Source organism: Rhizobium sp. AC27/96, assembly GCF_001692325.1.
Classification (GTDB): domain Bacteria; phylum Pseudomonadota; class Alphaproteobacteria; order Rhizobiales; family Rhizobiaceae; genus Rhizobium.
The window spans coordinates 855622-871255 of sequence record NZ_LXKN01000001.1; the positions used below are offsets into that span (position 1 = coordinate 855622).

Genomic DNA, 15634 nt, shown 5'->3' on the forward strand with positions numbered 1-15634 from the left:
CAAGTCACTTGCCGGTGAATTTCGGTTTCCGGCGTGCGGCAAAGGCGGCGCGCCCCTCGGCATAGTCGGCGCTATCGAAAGTCTCGGCGCCGATGACTTCCGCCTCGCGCAGCAGATCGCCGTCCTGTTCGATGACGGCGCGGATTGCGAGTTTGGAGGCATGCAGCGCAATCGGCGCGTTGGCCGCGATCGCATGGGCGAGGGCGGATACCTCACCATCGAAAGCGCCAGCCTCTAACTCTTCCAGGAGAAATCCGGCCGCGGCCATCTTCTCGCTCGACATTGGCGCGCCGGTAAACAGCGCAACCTTGGCCATCTGTGATCCGAGCGCGTTGACGATATCCTGCACGGCATCGGCGGGGTAGGCGATGCCGAGACGTACGGCGGGGACGCAGAAGCGCGCGCCTTGCTCCGCAATCCGCAAATCGCAGGCGGCCGCCAGCCCGAAGCCGCCGCCATAACAGATGCCGCGGATTGCGGCGATCGTCGGCACGCGGCAGTGGCGGATGGCTGTAAATGCCTCGCTGTTTGATGCCTCATAAATGACGGCCGTCTCGGCATCCTTACGCAGGCGGTCGAATTCACGGATGTCGGCGCCAGCGGAAAAATCGGTGCCCACGCCGCGAATAACGAGCACATGCGCATGTGCCTCATCGGTCAGAAAACGAACGGCCTGGGGAATTGCGCGCCACATGGCGGCGGTTACCGCATTCTTCCTATCGGGATTTTTGATCGTGATCGTGCCTATGGCATCGCTGCTGGTTACACGAAGGAGACCGCCGGCAAAATCACGTTCGAAATTCATGCGCGCTCGACCCATTTGTCTTGTGTGGCATTTATTCTATATAATGCACGCCAGACAGAAAATCGGGAGGCCGCCAATGGTCGCAGTAACGGACATTCGCCCCTTGGAGGGCCTGGGCACGGTCAAGGTCGTGGATCCCATCTGGGATAGCATGCGCGAGGAAGCTCGCACCGCCGCCGAGCGGGACCCGCTTCTGGCAGCCTTTCTCTATTCGACGATCATCAATCATCGTTCGCTGGAAGAATGCGTCATCTATCGTATCTGCGAGCGTCTCGATCATCCGGACATGCAGGCCATCCTGCTGCGGCAGACATTCGAAGAAATGCTGGCCGATTGGCCGGAATGGGGTTCGATCCTGCGCGTCGACATCCAGGCCATCTATGATCGCGATCCCGCCTGCCTGCGTTTCCTCGAAGCGGTTCTCTACTTCAAGGGTTTTCATGCCCTGCAGACGCACCGCCTCGCTCACTGGCTGTACAATCGCGGCCGGCGTGATTTCGCGCTTTACCTGCAAAGCCGCTCCTCGAGCATCTTCCAGACCGATATCAATCCGGCGGCGCGCATCGGCAAGGGCATTTTCCTCGATCACGCGACTGGCCTGGTGGTGGGCGAAACGGCTGTTATCGGCGACAACGTATCGATCCTGCATGGCGTCACCCTTGGCGGCACCGGCAAGGAAGGCAGCGACCGTCATCCGAAGATTGCCCATGGCGTCTTGATCGGCGCCGGCGCCAAGATCCTGGGCAATATCCAGATCGGCCACTGCTCGCGTATCGCCGCCGGCTCGGTGGTCCTCAAGGAAGTGCCGCCGAAGACGACTGTTGCCGGTGTTCCGGCCAAGGTCGTCGGTGAAGCCGGCTGTTCCGAACCCTCGCGTTCCATGGATCAATTGCTCGCCGAACGCATGGTCGTGGACCAGATCATGGGTGCTGGAATCTAAGGAAGGTCCAGCCTGATTTCCGAGATCGAGCGGCGTCGCCAAAGGTGTATTGGCGCCGTTCCGGTCTTTACACTGCCGCTTTTCCTATGCAAGAAGCGGCCAACCAGAGATCCTCACGGAGATGCATTGTGAAGCCTGACGAAATCAAGAAACTCGACGCCTATTTCAAGCGCACGCTTAACCCCCAGATCGTGGTGAAGGCCCGGCCGCGCAAGAATGATTCGGCAGAAGTTTATCTTGGGGAAGAATTCCTCGGCGTCGTCTATATCGACGATGAAGATGGCGATCGTTCCTACAATTTCTCGATGGCTATTCTGGACGTCGATCTCTAGGCCTTTTCGGCGATCCATTTCGCAATCGAATTTTCGAGCCGTGTTTCATTGAAATGCGGCTCTTTTCTATGGCTGCCGCCGTGATCGACAACGCCGAATTCCAGCTGAGCCGGTTGCCGCCCGGCTATGATTTTCGCGAAGAGCGGCAATATTTTTCCCAAAGCCTCTGGTTGCAGGGCGAATGATATATATTAGGAAAATCAGAATGATGCAGTGCAACCGGTGCTGCTGACATCGACCTGTTACCGGAAATGCAACCTTGAGAGGATATTGCGACGCACAAGACTACTTGACTAATGTTGCATCGCATTTAACTTTGAGGCGGTAAACCGGCCGTCGGCTGGCCAACAAAAGGGACGGAGACGCATGTTCAATTTTGAAGAAGCCAACAAGAAGGGCAAGGAAGCTGTAGACACGGCGCTGAAGAGCTATTCCGATGTCAACAAGGGTTTCCAGGCGATTGCCGCCGAAACTGCCGAATATTCCAAGAAGTCTTTCCAGGACGGCATTGCCCATTTTGAAACGCTCGCTGGCGTCAAGAGCTTTGAAGCTGCCTTCGAACTGCAGAGCAGCTTTGTGAAGTCCGCCTACGAAAACTTTGTGGCTGAAGCCACCAAGCTCGGCGAAATGTATGCCGATCTCGCCAAGACCGCCTACAAGCCCTATGAAGCGCCTATCGCTGCTGCGACGAAGGCTGCTGGCAAGGCAACCGCGACGGCCCCCGCCGCTTAAGAATCGCCCGAAGCGATAAAATTTGGAAAGACCGGCTGCGCGATGCGTGGCCGGTCTTTTGCGTTTTCATAAACTTGGGCCAGCCCGGGCCATATGCAGCGACTTTTTTGGCCGCAGCCCGTTTTGTCAGCGAATTGTGATTGCAGTGTCCAGTAAGGGGCTTAAAATCGCGCCAATATGAACTACGTTAGGGGTTCGGACATTCGGCCCGACCGAGTCAATAAACCAACCCACTTGCCAAGTCGGAATGCGATAGCTTCTGCCGGATGATTTGAGGAAAGAACGAAATGATCGCTGAGCCGATCCGGATGCAAAACAACGGCGAAAGGAATGGGGAAAACGCAAACCGCGGGACCTCGGTGATTACACGCACCAAGCCCAAGACCAAAAAGCCCAACCTCTATCGCGTGCTGCTTCTGAATGACGACTATACGCCCATGGATTTCGTGATCCACATCCTGGAGCGTTTCTTCCAAAAGGATCTTGAGAGTGCCACCCGCATCATGCTTCATGTTCACAACCAAGGCGTGGGCGAATGCGGGATATATACATATGAAGTAGCCGAAACGAAGGTGAGCCAGGTGATGGATTTTGCCCGGCAGCACCAGCATCCGCTGCAATGTGTTATGGAAAAGAAGTGAGGATCTGAACGTGCCAACATTTTCGCCTAGTCTTGAGAAGGCGCTGCACCAGGCACTGACTTACGCGAACGAGCGGCATCACGAGTATGCCACGCTGGAACATCTGCTTTTGGCGTTGGTTGACGACGCCGACGCCGCAGCTGTCATGGGCGCGTGCAATGTTGATCTCGACGCGCTCCGTAAGACTCTGACTGAATACGTCGATAATGAACTGTCCAACCTGATTACGGGCTATGATGAGGACTCGAAGCCGACTTCCGGCTTCCAGCGCGTCATCCAGCGTGCCGTGATCCATGTCCAGTCGTCCGGTCGCGAGGAAGTGACGGGCGCCAACGTTCTCGTCGCGATTTTCGCGGAACGGGAAAGCCATGCTGCATTCTTCCTGCAGGAGCAGGAAATGACCCGCTATGACGCGGTGAACTACATATCTCACGGCATCGGCAAGCGTCCGGGCTCCTCCCAGGCCCGCGCGCCGCGTGGCGCCGAGGAAAGCGAATCCGAAAGCAAGCCGACCTCCCGCGGCGAGCAGGAAGAGGGCAATGGCAAGAAGCAGCAGGATGCGCTGAAGGCCTATTGCGTCAACCTCAACGAGAAGGCCAAGAACGGCAAGATCGATCCGCTGATCGGTCGCCATTCGGAAGTCAGCCGCACCATCCAGGTGCTGTGCCGCCGCTCGAAGAACAATCCGCTCTATGTCGGCGACCCGGGTGTGGGCAAGACGGCGATTGCCGAAGGCCTTGCCAAGCGCATCGTCGAAGGCAAGGTTCCGGAAGCTCTGGCCGATGCGACGATCTTTTCGCTCGACATGGGCACGCTGCTCGCCGGCACCCGTTATCGCGGCGATTTCGAAGAACGCCTGAAGCAGGTCGTCAAGGAGCTCGAGGAATATCCGGGCGCCGTGCTGTTCATCGATGAAATCCACACCGTCATCGGCGCTGGCGCCACCTCAGGCGGTGCGATGGATGCATCGAACCTGCTGAAGCCGGCTCTTTCCTCGGGTGCGATCCGTTGCATCGGTTCGACCACCTACAAGGAATACCGTCAGTTCTTCGAGAAGGACCGGGCACTTGTCCGCCGCTTCCAGAAGATCGACGTCAACGAGCCGAGCATCGAGGATGCCATCGAAATCATGAAGGGCCTGAAGCCCTATTTCGAAGAGTATCATCACCTGCGCTACTCGAACGACGCCATCAAGTCGGCTGTCGAGCTGTCGGCGCGCTACATTTCCGACCGCAAGCTGCCGGACAAGGCGATCGACGTCATCGACGAAACGGGTGCCGCGCAAATGCTGCTGCCGCCGTCCAAGCGTCGCAAGCTGATCACCGAGAAGGAGATCGAGGTCACTATCGCCACCATGGCCCGTATTCCCCCGAAGACGGTGTCCAAGGATGACGAGATGGTTCTCGCCAACCTCGAACAGGAACTGCGTTCGGTCGTCTATGGCCAGGACACGGCGATCGAGGCTCTGTCGACGGCGATCAAGCTGGCTCGTGCTGGCCTGCGCGAACCGAACAAGCCGATCGGCTGCTACATCTTCTCCGGCCCCACGGGCGTCGGTAAGACGGAGGTCGCCAAGCAGCTTGCTTCGTCGCTGGGCGTCGAACTGCTGCGCTTCGACATGTCGGAATATATGGAGCGTCACACGGTTTCCCGTCTGCTCGGCGCACCTCCCGGCTATGTCGGTTTCGATCAGGGCGGCCTGCTGACCGATGGTGTCGACCAGCATCCGCATAGCGTGGTGCTGCTCGACGAAATCGAGAAGGCGCATCCGGATATCTTCAATATCCTGCTGCAGGTCATGGACCATGGTTCGCTGACCGACCACAACGGCAAGAAGATCGACTTCCGCAACGTCATCCTGATCATGACGACCAATGCGGGCGCATCGGAAATGGCCAAGGCCGCTATCGGCTTCGGCTCCGCCAAGCGTACGGGCGAGGATGAAGAGGCTCTCAACCGGCTGTTCACCCCGGAATTCCGCAACCGTCTGGATGCGACCATTCCGTTCGCGCCGCTGCCGACCGTCGTTATCCACAAGGTCGTGCAGAAGTTCATCATGCAGCTGGAGGCTCAGCTTTCCGAAAGGAATGTGACCTTCGACCTGCACGAGGACGCGATCGCCTGGCTGTCAGAAAAGGGCTACGACGAAAAGATGGGCGCTCGTCCGCTGGCGCGTGTCATTCAGGAAAACATCAAGAAGCCGCTGGCGAACGAAATCCTCTTCGGCAAGTTGAAGAAGGGTGGCGTCGTAACGGTCACGGTCGGCAAGAAGGAAGACGGCACCACGGGCATCGTGCTCGAATCCGTCTCCGAGACCGCACCGATCCGGCCGAAGCCGGAAGCCGAGGTCGGCGACGTGCCGGCCGAGGTGGAGCACGATGACGGCGACACCACTGTCAAGGCCAGAAGGCGTGTCGGCAAGGCCGGTGCAGCCGCGGATGCCCGTCGCTCGGCCAAGGCCGCTGCGGCCAGCGACTACGTCGAGCCGGAAGGCAAGTCACCGCGCAAGGGTGGCACAGTGCCGAAGGTTCCGCGCAAGTAACTGGCGCGTGATCGCTTGAAAACAGAAAGGCTGCATTGGCAACAGTGCAGCCTTTTCATTTTATTATATGAGATATCTAATGTAAGAGATGAACAGGCTCGCCTGCCTCCCGTTCAGCTCAGGGCTTCGATGATCTTTCTGGCGTTGTCTGCCAGCACCGCGCCATCTTCCATCTTGCCCGAATGCGGCTTCAGCGCCACGCCTTCGTGACGCGGGATGACGTGGAAGTGGAGATGGAACACGGTCTGGCCTGCAGCCGGCTCGTTGAACTGGGCGATATAGACGCCATCGGCGTCAAACGCTTCCTGAACCGCGACGGCGACTTTCTGGACCACGGTGATCGCGTGCTGAAGCGCTGCCGGATCGGCATCGAGCATGTTGCGCGACGGAGATTTCGGCAAGATCAGCGTATGGCCCGGCGATTGCGGCATGACGTCCATGAAGGCGACCGTGTGCTCATCCTCGTAGACACGATAGGAAGGGATCTCGCCTTTCAGGATCTTCGCGAAGATATTGTTGCTGTCGTAGGCCGCGTTGGTCATCCAGGGTCTCCTCGTCTTCCGTTTGTGATTGTCGTGGACGGCTAGATATCCTGCCGTTCGCCTTTGCGGAAGGGGCTGTGTTCGCTCAGAACTTCGCTCATCTCTTCCACCTGTTCCCGCTCATGCTTCAGATAGTCGGCGACCGCACGGCGCAGACCTTGATGGCCGATATAATGTGCCGAATGCGTGATGACGGGCAGGTAACCGCGCGCCAGCTTGTGCTCGCCCTGTGCGCCTGCCTCCACGCGCTTCAATCCCTTGCTCAGTGCAAAATCGATCGCCTGGTGATAGCAGACCTCGAAATGCAGGAAGGGATGGTCCTCGATGCAGCCCCAATGCCGGCCGTAAAGCGTTTCTCCGCCGATGAAATTGATGGCGCCGGCTATGTAGCGGCCCTCGCGTTTCGCCATGACGAGCAGGACATCGTCAGCCATGCGCTCGCCGATCAGCGAGTAGAACTTCCGGGTCAGATAGGGCCGGCCCCATTTGCGGCTGCCCGTATCCATGTAGAAGGCGAAGAACTGATCCCAGATACCTTCGGTGAGGTCACTGCCGGTCAGCCAGTCGATCGTGATCCCGTGCTCCAGCGCGGCGCGGCGCTCCTTCTTCAGCGCCTTGCGCTTGCGGGAGGCCAGCGTTTCGAGGAAGGCATCGTGATCCGAATAGCCCTCATTGATGAAATGGAACTGCTGATCGGTGCGATGCAGATAGCCATCCGTTTCGAAGACGGAAACCTCGTCTTGCGGCAGGAAAGTAATATGCGCCGAGGAAACGCCGAGCTGCCGGGTCACTTCCTTCAGGCTCTCGGCAAGCGCCGGCTGGATAGCCTCCCGATCCTGGCCGTCGGCGACCAGTAGTCTCGGTCCGGTGGCAGGTGTGAAGGGAATGGAACATTGCAGCTTCGGATAATAGCGGCCGCCGGCGCGCTCGAAGGCATCGGCCCAGCCATGGTCAAAGACATATTCGCCCTGGCTGTGGCTTTTCAGATAACCGACGACAGCGCCGATCAATTCACCGCTATCGGTTTCGAGCAGCAGATGGTTGCCGAGCCACCCCGTCTTGTCGGTTGCCGAGCCGGATTCCTCGAGCGAGGACAGAAAGGCGTGCGAGACAAACGGATTGTAGGGCAACACGCTGCTCGTCTTGGACGCCCCGGCCAGCCTGGACCAGCTTTCCGGAGCGATGTTCTTGAAGGATCGTTCGACTCGAATGGATAATTCGTCTGTCATCAAATTCTTGGCGCTAGGAAGGAAGGGCGGGGCTCTCAACCACTGCGCCACGCTGGACGCAGTGGAAATTCAAGTTTGTGCATAGCCTTCCTTCGATCGAAGCCGATTTACGAGGCGATGCGCGGATCAAAACCTTCAAAGGTCATCTGGTCTGCATTGGCAAATGTATGTTTGCGGGCCGCTTCGTCGCGCACGGTCCAGGTGATGACCGGAATGCCGCGCTGGCGCTGCGCCGTGATGAAGGGGTTCGGCAGATGGCCATAGAAGTACGAGATGAAGTCTAGCCCAAGCTGCATGGCTTCGTCATGCTGAAAAAACGTCTCAGGCTTGTTTCCTTCTGCCGTAAGCCCGACCGGGTAGGGTGCTTGCAGCGACTTGAGGTCCTTGAGCAGCCAATGGTCGAAGCTCATCAGGGCCACATGGCCCTTATAGTCTTCCAGCACCTCGAGCACGGATTCGGCAAAGCCTTCGTCATCGCCTTCGCGGCCCTTGAGCTCCAGCACCAGCGGAACCTTGCCGTCGCAGAGCTGCAGGAGCTGCTTCAAGGTCGGGATCTTGTCCTTGGTGCCGCCGATCGAGAGCAGGCCGAGTTCGGCCGAAGTGCGCTCGCGCAACTCACCGGGAAGATTGCAGACGCGCTGCAGATCGTCGTCATGGAAAACGACGGGCACGCTGTCGGAGGCATAATGCAGGTCGCATTCGATGGCAAAGCCAGCATCGATGGCGCGGCTGAAGGCCGAGAGCGTATTCTCCCAGACTTCCTTGTTCATGTCGTGATAGCCGCGATGGGCGACGGGACGTTCGGTCAGCCAGGCAAGCTTGCTCATCAGGCGATTTCCAGGATGGCATCGATTTCGACGGCGGCATTGAGCGGCAGGGCAGCCATGCCGACGGCGGCGCGGGCATGCTTGCCAGCTTCGCCCAATACATTTGCCAGAAGATTGGAGGCGCCGTTGATCACAAGGTGTTGTTCGACGAAATCCGGTGTCGAGGCGACAAAGCCATTCAGCTTGATCAGGCGCTTGATGCGGCCGAGATCGCCGCCCAGGGCCGCCTTCGCCTGCGCCAGAATGTTGATGGCGCAAAGCTCGGCGGCGCGCTGGCCGCCGGCAACGTCGACGTCCTTGCCGAGATGGCCTGTTACGTTGACCTTGCCGTTCTCGATGGGCAATTGCCCCGACAGATAGAGAAGATTGCCGCTGATGACATAGGGAACGTAGTTGGCGGCCGGTGCAGCGGCCTGCGGCAGAACGATCCCGAGTTCCTTCAGACGATCCTCTATAGCGTCGGACATTTTCATCTCCCGTTTTGTTGTAAAACCTTCAAAAATCCGGCATCAAGGCTAAGTTCCGCCAATTCGGACTGGCAGCCTCGTTTTAGCCGAAAGCGTTCTTATAACATCGCGTGCGAGTCCAACAGGAGATAATGAATGTTCCGCTCGAGTATTGCTGCCACCGTCGTTTCGGGGCTGGGCATTCTTTCACTGGGGACGCCAGCCGCCCAGGCGGCAGGTCCAAGTGGACTTATCGCGCATCGCGCCGTCTACGATCTGGAACTGAAGGACGCCACCGACCGCTCCGGCATCGCCGGAATGTTCGGTCGCATGGTCTATGAATTCGAAGGCTCAGATTGCGCCGGATTCACCACGAATTTCCGTTTCGTCACACAGATCGACACGGGCGATTCCACGCGTGTCAGCGACCAGCAGACAAAGACCTTCGAGGATCTGGCCAAGCGGGTGTTCCGCTTCGAAACCAAGTCATACACCGATAGCCAGCTCGACAAGGATGTGCGCGGCGCCGCAACCGACGATCAAAAGGGCATCAAAGTCGATCTGACGCAGCCGCACAGCAAGCAGGTCGAGCTCATCCAGAGCCGGTTTCCGACGGAACACATGCTCGACATCATTCAGAATGCGAAGATCGGCAAGAAATTCTTCGAAGCTCAGGTTTTTGACGGTTCCGACGATGGCGACAAGCCGTTGATCGCCACCACGGTCGTCGGCAAGCAGGAGACGCCCGCCAAGGATGATCCCGATGCCGACAAGGCCGGCGCCTTTGCCAAGACGGCTTTCTGGCCGGTCACCGTCGCCTATTTCAATGAGAAATCCACGGGCGACGCCATGCCGGTCTACCGCATGTCGTTCAAGCTCTACGAGAATGGCATCACGCGCGATCTCACCATGGATTATGGCGACTTCGTCCTGACTGGCAAGCTGACTAAGCTCGAAGTTCTCGATAACAAGGCTTGCCAATAGCTACCGAGCGATAGCGCGCAAGCTGCAAGGTTCCCGTCATAAAACTGTGATCCAAGTTTCACTATTGTGTGAAACGATCGGCACGCTTGGGTGAGTCTAACCGCTTCCCATAACGATCTGGAATTGTGGTGGGGCGCGCGGGGAAATGATCGTCTTGGGGACGATTGATGATTTTTGCGGTCGGCTCCGTTTTTATGGACGAGAAAGCCTGACCTATGAGCAATACCGATATCGCCGCCGGTTCCAATGAGACCCTGCCTGTGGTCGCTGCCGATCCGGCTGAAATCGCCCGCATCGGCGATGCCATCGACATAACCGACCGTGCCGGTATTTCCGTCTATGGCGACCGCGCCCAGCAATCCGTGTCGGATTATTCGGACCGGATTCTGCGCGAAGTCCGAAACCGCGATCTCGGTGAAGTCGGCAAGCTGCTCACCGATATCATCGTCAAATCGAAGAAGCTCGATCCCGCGTCCCTGAAGGACGAGGGCTTCCTGTCGCGGATGTTCTCCTCCTTCCGGGCGAGGGTTGAGCGTTTCAAGGAGCAGTTCGAGGATGTGGCGGGCCAGATCGATCGCATCGGGCTGGAGCTTGATCGCCACAAGGATATTCTGCGTCGCGATATCGCCCTTCTCGACGACCTGCACGAGGAGACCAAGCAGTCCATCCTGCAGCTCGATGCCTATGTGCAGGCCGGCAAGAGTTTCACCGAGCGCTTTCGCGTAACGGAGCTTCCAAGGCTCAAGAGTGCCGCCGATGCGGCTTCGGCCAATGCCGGAGGCGGCATGCTGGAGGCGCAGGTCTATCAGGACAGCGTGCAGGCTCTGGATCGCTTGGAAAAGCGGGTTTTCTACCTACAGCAGGCTCGCCAGCTCGGTATCCAGCAATTGCCGCAGATCCGTATCGTCCAGGCGGGCGACGAGACGCTGATCGAGAATCTGCAAGCGACCTCGGCGCTGACGGTGCCGGCCTGGAAGCAGAAGATGGTGATCCTGCTCGGCCTGACCCAGCAGAAATCGGCGCTCGAATTGCAGAAGACGGTAACGGACGCCACCAACGACATGATCCGAGAGGCATCGAAAATGATGAAGGATCAGGCGATTGCCATAGAACAGCAATCGCAGCGCGGTATCGTCGATATCGATACGCTTGCCGCTGCCAACCGTGACCTGATCGATACGATCGGTGGCGTGCTGAAGGTGCAGGAGGATGGCCGCGCCAAGCGGGCCGAGGCTGAGCAGCGGATGCAAAAAATGACCATTGAGCTCAAGAAAGCAATGATCGAGGCGCGGTAATTCGCATGATAAACCGCACATTCGTCACCGGGCTGATACTGGCTGCGGCTCTCGCGCTCAGCGGCTGCAATGTCGGTGGGGAGGGTCCGAAATTCTCGATCGTTTCCGGCTCGGAAAACACCGTCATCCAGCCAATCGTCGAAGAATTCTGCAAGGAGAAGAGAGCGGCCTGCAGCTTCTCCTATGAGGGCACGCTGGATATCGGGCTTGCTCTCCAGAGTGAGCAGGGTGTCGAGCAGGACGCCGTCTGGCCGGCCTCAAGCGTTTGGGTCGATATGTTCGACGTCAAGCGCCGGGTGAAATCGCTGACCTCGGTCGCGCAGATGCCGGTCATTCTCGGCGTGCGCAAATCCAAGGCCCAGGCGCTCGGCTGGGTCGGCAAGCCGGTCTACATGCGGGACATATTGGCGGCGGTGAAGAGCGGCTCGCTGAAGTTTCTCATGACATCGGCGACGCAGTCCAATTCCGGCGCCAGCGCCTATCTCGGCATGCTGTCGACCGCGCTCGGCAATAAACCCGTCATCGAGCCCGGCGATCTCGATAAGCCGGATGTCCAGAATGCGGTTCGGTCTTTGCTCGCCGGTGTCGAACGTTCCTCTGGTTCCTCCGGCTGGCTTGCCGATCTCTATATGGATCAGGCCTCGAAGGGCACGCTCTATGACGCCATGTGGAATTACGAAGCTGTCCTCAAGGAAACCAACGACAAGCTCGCGGGCATGGGCAAGGAGCCGCTTTATGCGATCTATCCGGCCGATGGCGTCGTGGTTGCCGATTCTCCCATCGGTTTCGTCGATCATGGACGCGGGCAAGAGGTTGAGACCTTCTTCAACCAGCTCGTCGAGTATCTGCGATCCGCGCCGGTGCAGAAGCGCATTGCCGATACCGGCCGCCGCATTCCGCTCGCCGATGTTACGGCCAAGCCGGACCCGTCATGGAATTTCGATCCGACACGGCTGGTGACGGCGATTCGCATGCCGGAGCCCGCTGTGATCCGCCAGGCGCTTGATCTCTATCAGGTGGCCTTGCGCAAGCCGTCGTTGACGGCTCTTTGCCTCGATTTCTCGGGGTCGATGGAGGGGCAGGGCGAAAATCAGCTCCAGGCGGCCATGCGATTCCTGTTCAATCCGGATGAGACCGGCAAGGTATTGGCGCAATGGACCCCGGCCGATCGCATCATGGTCATTCCCTTCGACGCCAATGTGCGCGGCACCTTCGAGGGTACGGGAAATCCGGCTCAGCAGAAGAACCTTGTCGACAAGGTATCGCGCCAGCGCGCCGGCGGCGGTACGGATATGTATGCCTGCGCGAGCAGGGCGCTTGACTGGATGAAGAGCACGCGGGATCTGTCGTCCTACCTGCCGGCGATCGTCATCATGACCGATGGAAAATCCGACGATGCCAATCGCGATTTCATGAGCCGATGGGCATCGGTCAGTCCGCATGTCCCGGTGTTCGGCATCACCTTCGGCGATGCGGACAAGCGGCAATTGGATGCCCTGGCGCAGGAAACCTCGGCACGCGTCTTCGATGGTCGCGGCGATCTGGTCAGCGCGTTCCGGGCAGTGCGCGGCTATAATTAGGACGAGAATGCGCAATTGGTTCGGCAATGACTGGAATTGGATCGTGGCAGGCCTTGCCGCCGCGATCGTCATTCCCGTGCTGAGCTTCTTTGCCGGCATGCCGATATGGATCGCGGCCGCCATTGGCCTGCTCGTCTTTGTCGGCCTCATCTTCGTGCTGGCGCCACGCGGCCTTTTCGAAGGATTGGATGCCAGGGTCATCGGCCGGGGACGGCTTGAATTCGCCCGTGATCTGCTGAACTCGGCGGCACCGGCCGCGCGCAGGCTGGAGGCTTCGGCTGCCGGGATTACCAGCAAGGACACGGCAAGGCGCGTGCGCCATCTGGCGGAGATTGCCGCCGACGTCTTTGCCAAGGTCGAGGCCAATCCGGAAAGCGCCGCCACTGTGAGGCGGTTCTTGAGTTATTACCTCCCGCGCGCCGCCGAAGTGGCGGAAGGCTTCGCCGTGATCGAGGCGAAGCGCCAGCCCGATGCGGCGCGCTTGCAGGAGATCGGCCTGGTCCTGACCAAGCTGGAGGATGCCTTCGTCCACTATTCGGACAGCCTGGTCGATGACAGGCTCGATACGCTTGATACGGAGCTGCGGCTGATACAGGCCTCGCTCAAAGAGGATATAGGACGCTGATGGCCATTTCCCGCCGCGCTTTTGGAGTAGGGCTGCTCGCTGCCGGGGTTGCAGGCACCGGCGGCTATTTCGCCGTCAAGGATCGGCCGGAGCTGCAGGGGCTGCTCGGCAACAGCACAAAGCTTTTCGGCTTTATCGGCGGCGAAAAGGAAGCATTCCTGGCCGACAGGGATGTGATCGGCGCGCTGCACAGCCATGGGCTCGAGATCAACAGCCGCGTCGCGGGCTCGGTCGAGATGGTGCGCGAACAGGCTCTGCTGTCGCAGAACCCGGCATTTCTCTGGCCGTCCTCCTCGATCATGGTCGATATCGCCCGGCAAAACGGCATCAAGATCCGTAATGACCGCGTCATCCTCAACACGCCTGTCATCGTCTATTCCTGGCAACCTGTCGTCGATGGGTTGATTAAGGCCGGGCTTGTCACCACGACATCGGAAGGCCAGCATCAGCTCGATCTGAAGGCGCTGCTCGATGCCGTGCTTGCAGGAACGACGTGGTCCAAGCTCGGCGTCAGCTCGCTCTATGGACAGTCCCGGATCGTTTCCACGGATCCGAACCGTTCCAATTCCGGCTTCATGTTCGCCGGCCTGGTGCTGAGCCTCTTGAGCGGCAACGTCGCGAATGCCGACGGTCTCGCGCAGTTTGGTGACAAGGCGCAGGCCATCTTCCGCAACATGGGCTTCAAGTCCTCATCATCGGGCAAGCTGTTCGAGCAGTATCTTGCCGGCGGCATTGGCGGTGAACCGATGATTGTCGGCTATGAGAATCAGCTGGTGGAATGGATCCTCGCCGACCCGCAGCGTTGGAAAAGGGTCCAGGCCAGCAACGGCGCAAAGCCCGTGGTGCTCTATCCGCATCCGACCGTTTATTCCGCCCATCCCCTGATCGCCATCGACGAACAGGCCGATCGCGTGATCGAGGCGTTGATCAGCCCGCGATTGCAGGAGCTCGCCTGGACAAAGCATGGATTCCGCGGGCCGCTGGGTACGGCGACGGGTGATGCCGACAGCGCCATTGCCGGCCTGCTGCCGGCGGAAATCGATGCCGTCTTGCCTATGCCGGACGCCAATGTCATGCTGGCCCTGCTCGATAAACTGGCCGCCTGAGGGCAGGCTGGGGCTCTTTTTTAGACGAAAGCCTTGCATTCCCGGCAAATCGAATGTATGGGCAGCCGCATTCCACACGTAAGGCATGGGATTGTCCGGGAGAAATCCGGATCGTTCCGCCCGGTGGCATTCTCGAAGAGGATGCTGTTCGCCTTGCGGAGGTTCAACCGGAAAAGGATACAAAGGCATGGCATTGCCCGATTTTTCTATGCGCCAGCTTCTCGAAGCAGGTGTTCACTTCGGCCACCAGACGCACCGCTGGAACCCGAAGATGAAGCCGTACATTTTCGGCGATCGTAACAACATCCACATCATCGACCTCGCACAGACGGTTCCGTTGCTGAGCCGCGCCCTGCAGGTTGTCAGCGACACCGTTGCCCGTGGCGGCCGCGTTCTGTTCGTCGGCACCAAGCGTCAGGCGTCTGAACTGATCGCCGACAGCGCTAAGCGCTCGGCTCAGTACTACGTCAACGCCCGCTGGCTCGGCGGCATGATGACCAACTGGAAGACGATCTCCAACTCGATCCAGCGTCTGCGCAAGCTCGACGAAATCCTCTCCGGCGACGCCCAGGGCTTCACCAAGAAGGAACGTCTGAACCTTGAGCGCGAGCGCGAAAAGCTCGACAAGGCCCTCGGTGGTATCAAGGACATGGGCGGCACGCCAGACCTGATGTTCATCATCGACACCAACAAGGAAAAGATCGCGATCGACGAAGCCAAGCGCCTCGGCATCCCGGTCGTCGCCATCATCGACTCGAACTGCGATCCGGACCTGATCGACTACCCGATCCCGGGCAACGACGACGCTTCGCGCGCCATCGCTCTTTACTGCGATCTGATCGCGCGCGCTGCCATCGACGGCATTGCTCGCCAGCAGAGCGCATCGGGCCGTGACCTCGGTGCTGCCGAGGAAACTCCGGTCGAGCCGACCCTGGCGGACGGCGCCGAAGCCTGATCGCGCCGCGAGGCGGGCAGTAAATCGCCCGCCCAAGCGCATTGACATCCGGG

Annotated in this window: 16 protein-coding genes; 11 read left to right on the plus strand and 5 right to left on the minus strand. The window is 59.2% G+C overall.

Annotated features, from left to right (window positions below; genetic code table 11):
- Positions 1-4: 4 nt before the first annotated feature.
- Entirely contained in the window at positions 5-805 is an 801-nt protein-coding gene (locus A6U86_RS04275) for an enoyl-CoA hydratase-related protein (RefSeq protein ID WP_068386332.1), read from the minus strand.
- Between the two features lie 76 nt (positions 806-881).
- Between A6U86_RS04275 and cysE the strand changes: the two genes are divergently transcribed.
- The 5 genes from cysE (at position 882) to clpA (ending at position 5992) form a co-directional block, all read left to right on the plus strand.
- Positions 882-1745 carry a serine O-acetyltransferase gene (gene cysE, locus A6U86_RS04280; protein WP_068386335.1) on the plus strand — a complete coding sequence of 288 codons (864 nt, stop codon included), beginning with the start codon at positions 882-884 and terminating at the stop codon, positions 1743-1745.
- Between the two features lie 128 nt (positions 1746-1873).
- Positions 1874-2077: a DUF3126 family protein gene (locus A6U86_RS04285; protein WP_068386338.1), complete on the plus strand. Its 204-nt coding sequence runs from the start codon at positions 1874-1876 to the stop codon at positions 2075-2077.
- A gap of 366 nt (positions 2078-2443) precedes the next feature.
- A complete protein-coding gene (locus tag A6U86_RS04290) occupies positions 2444-2809 on the plus strand; it encodes a phasin family protein (RefSeq protein WP_068386342.1) in 366 nt (121 codons plus the stop codon).
- A gap of 287 nt (positions 2810-3096) precedes the next feature.
- Positions 3097-3450: an ATP-dependent Clp protease adapter ClpS gene (gene clpS / locus A6U86_RS04295; protein ID WP_068386344.1), complete on the plus strand. Its 354-nt coding sequence runs from the start codon at positions 3097-3099 to the stop codon at positions 3448-3450.
- Between the two features lie 10 nt (positions 3451-3460).
- A complete protein-coding gene (gene clpA / locus A6U86_RS04300) occupies positions 3461-5992 on the plus strand; it encodes an ATP-dependent Clp protease ATP-binding subunit ClpA (RefSeq protein ID WP_068386347.1) in 2532 nt (843 codons plus the stop codon).
- 113 nt (positions 5993-6105) lie between these two features.
- On the opposite strand, the gene A6U86_RS04305 is transcribed toward clpA, so the two are convergent.
- From A6U86_RS04305 to A6U86_RS04320, 4 genes are all read right to left on the minus strand, one after another.
- The gene (locus A6U86_RS04305) at positions 6106-6534 is read right to left on the minus strand and encodes an HIT family protein (protein ID WP_068386350.1); all 429 of its coding nucleotides are present in this window, start codon (positions 6532-6534) and stop codon (positions 6106-6108) included.
- A gap of 41 nt (positions 6535-6575) precedes the next feature.
- A complete protein-coding gene (locus A6U86_RS04310; RefSeq protein ID WP_068386353.1) occupies positions 6576-7763 on the minus strand; it encodes a GNAT family N-acetyltransferase in 1188 nt (395 codons plus the stop codon).
- A gap of 107 nt (positions 7764-7870) precedes the next feature.
- Positions 7871-8590 (minus strand): glycerophosphodiester phosphodiesterase, encoded by a 720-nt coding sequence (locus A6U86_RS04315; RefSeq protein WP_068386355.1) that lies wholly within the window; start codon positions 8588-8590, stop codon positions 7871-7873.
- Positions 8590-9057, minus strand: a complete 468-nt coding sequence (locus A6U86_RS04320) for a RidA family protein (RefSeq protein WP_068387874.1) — start codon at positions 9055-9057, stop codon at positions 8590-8592. Before A6U86_RS04320 ends, A6U86_RS04315 begins: the two co-directional genes overlap by 1 nt.
- A gap of 135 nt (positions 9058-9192) precedes the next feature.
- On the opposite strand from A6U86_RS04320, the gene A6U86_RS04325 reads away from it, so the two are divergent.
- From A6U86_RS04325 to rpsB, 6 genes are all read left to right on the plus strand, one after another.
- A complete protein-coding gene (locus A6U86_RS04325) occupies positions 9193-10020 on the plus strand; it encodes a cell envelope integrity EipB family protein (protein WP_068386357.1) in 828 nt (275 codons plus the stop codon).
- 215 nt (positions 10021-10235) lie between these two features.
- Complete coding sequence (locus A6U86_RS04330) at positions 10236-11315, plus strand: toxic anion resistance protein (RefSeq protein ID WP_068386360.1); 1080 nt, start codon at positions 10236-10238, stop codon at positions 11313-11315.
- Between the two features lie 5 nt (positions 11316-11320).
- On the plus strand, positions 11321-12895 hold the full coding sequence (locus A6U86_RS04335; RefSeq protein WP_068386365.1) for a VWA domain-containing protein: 1575 nt from the start codon (positions 11321-11323) through the stop codon (positions 12893-12895).
- Between the two features lie 7 nt (positions 12896-12902).
- The gene (locus A6U86_RS04340) at positions 12903-13520 is read left to right on the plus strand and encodes a 5-bromo-4-chloroindolyl phosphate hydrolysis family protein (protein WP_068386368.1); all 618 of its coding nucleotides are present in this window, start codon (positions 12903-12905) and stop codon (positions 13518-13520) included.
- On the plus strand, positions 13520-14626 hold the full coding sequence (locus tag A6U86_RS04345; protein WP_068386371.1) for a substrate-binding domain-containing protein: 1107 nt from the start codon (positions 13520-13522) through the stop codon (positions 14624-14626). The genes A6U86_RS04340 and A6U86_RS04345 overlap by 1 nt, the downstream gene beginning before the upstream one ends.
- Before the next feature lie 187 nt (positions 14627-14813).
- Positions 14814-15581: a 30S ribosomal protein S2 gene (rpsB, locus tag A6U86_RS04350; protein WP_068386374.1), complete on the plus strand. Its 768-nt coding sequence runs from the start codon at positions 14814-14816 to the stop codon at positions 15579-15581.
- Positions 15582-15634 lie beyond the last annotated feature (53 nt).

Bases quoted from the DNA above. Each gene is read 5' to 3' on its own strand.
- A6U86_RS04275 (WP_068386332.1), bottom strand. From the start codon at position 805: ATGAATTTCGAACGTGATTTTGCCGGCGGTCTCCTTCGTGTAACCAGC.
- cysE (WP_068386335.1), top strand. From the start codon at position 882: ATGGTCGCAGTAACGGACATTCGCCCCTTGGAGGGCCTGGGCACGGTC.
- A6U86_RS04290 (WP_068386342.1), top strand. From the start codon at position 2,444: ATGTTCAATTTTGAAGAAGCCAACAAGAAGGGCAAGGAAGCTGTAGAC.
- clpS (WP_068386344.1), top strand. From the start codon at position 3,097: ATGATCGCTGAGCCGATCCGGATGCAAAACAACGGCGAAAGGAATGGG.
- A6U86_RS04305 (WP_068386350.1), bottom strand. From the start codon at position 6,534: ATGACCAACGCGGCCTACGACAGCAACAATATCTTCGCGAAGATCCTG.
- A6U86_RS04310 (WP_068386353.1), bottom strand. From the start codon at position 7,763: ATGACAGACGAATTATCCATTCGAGTCGAACGATCCTTCAAGAACATC.
- A6U86_RS04315 (WP_068386355.1), bottom strand. From the start codon at position 8,590: ATGAGCAAGCTTGCCTGGCTGACCGAACGTCCCGTCGCCCATCGCGGC.
- A6U86_RS04320 (WP_068387874.1), bottom strand. From the start codon at position 9,057: ATGTCCGACGCTATAGAGGATCGTCTGAAGGAACTCGGGATCGTTCTG.
- A6U86_RS04325 (WP_068386357.1), top strand. From the start codon at position 9,193: ATGTTCCGCTCGAGTATTGCTGCCACCGTCGTTTCGGGGCTGGGCATT.
- A6U86_RS04330 (WP_068386360.1), top strand. From the start codon at position 10,236: ATGAGCAATACCGATATCGCCGCCGGTTCCAATGAGACCCTGCCTGTG.
- A6U86_RS04335 (WP_068386365.1), top strand. From the start codon at position 11,321: ATGATAAACCGCACATTCGTCACCGGGCTGATACTGGCTGCGGCTCTC.
- A6U86_RS04340 (WP_068386368.1), top strand. From the start codon at position 12,903: ATGCGCAATTGGTTCGGCAATGACTGGAATTGGATCGTGGCAGGCCTT.
- A6U86_RS04345 (WP_068386371.1), top strand. From the start codon at position 13,520: ATGGCCATTTCCCGCCGCGCTTTTGGAGTAGGGCTGCTCGCTGCCGGG.
- rpsB (WP_068386374.1), top strand. From the start codon at position 14,814: ATGGCATTGCCCGATTTTTCTATGCGCCAGCTTCTCGAAGCAGGTGTT.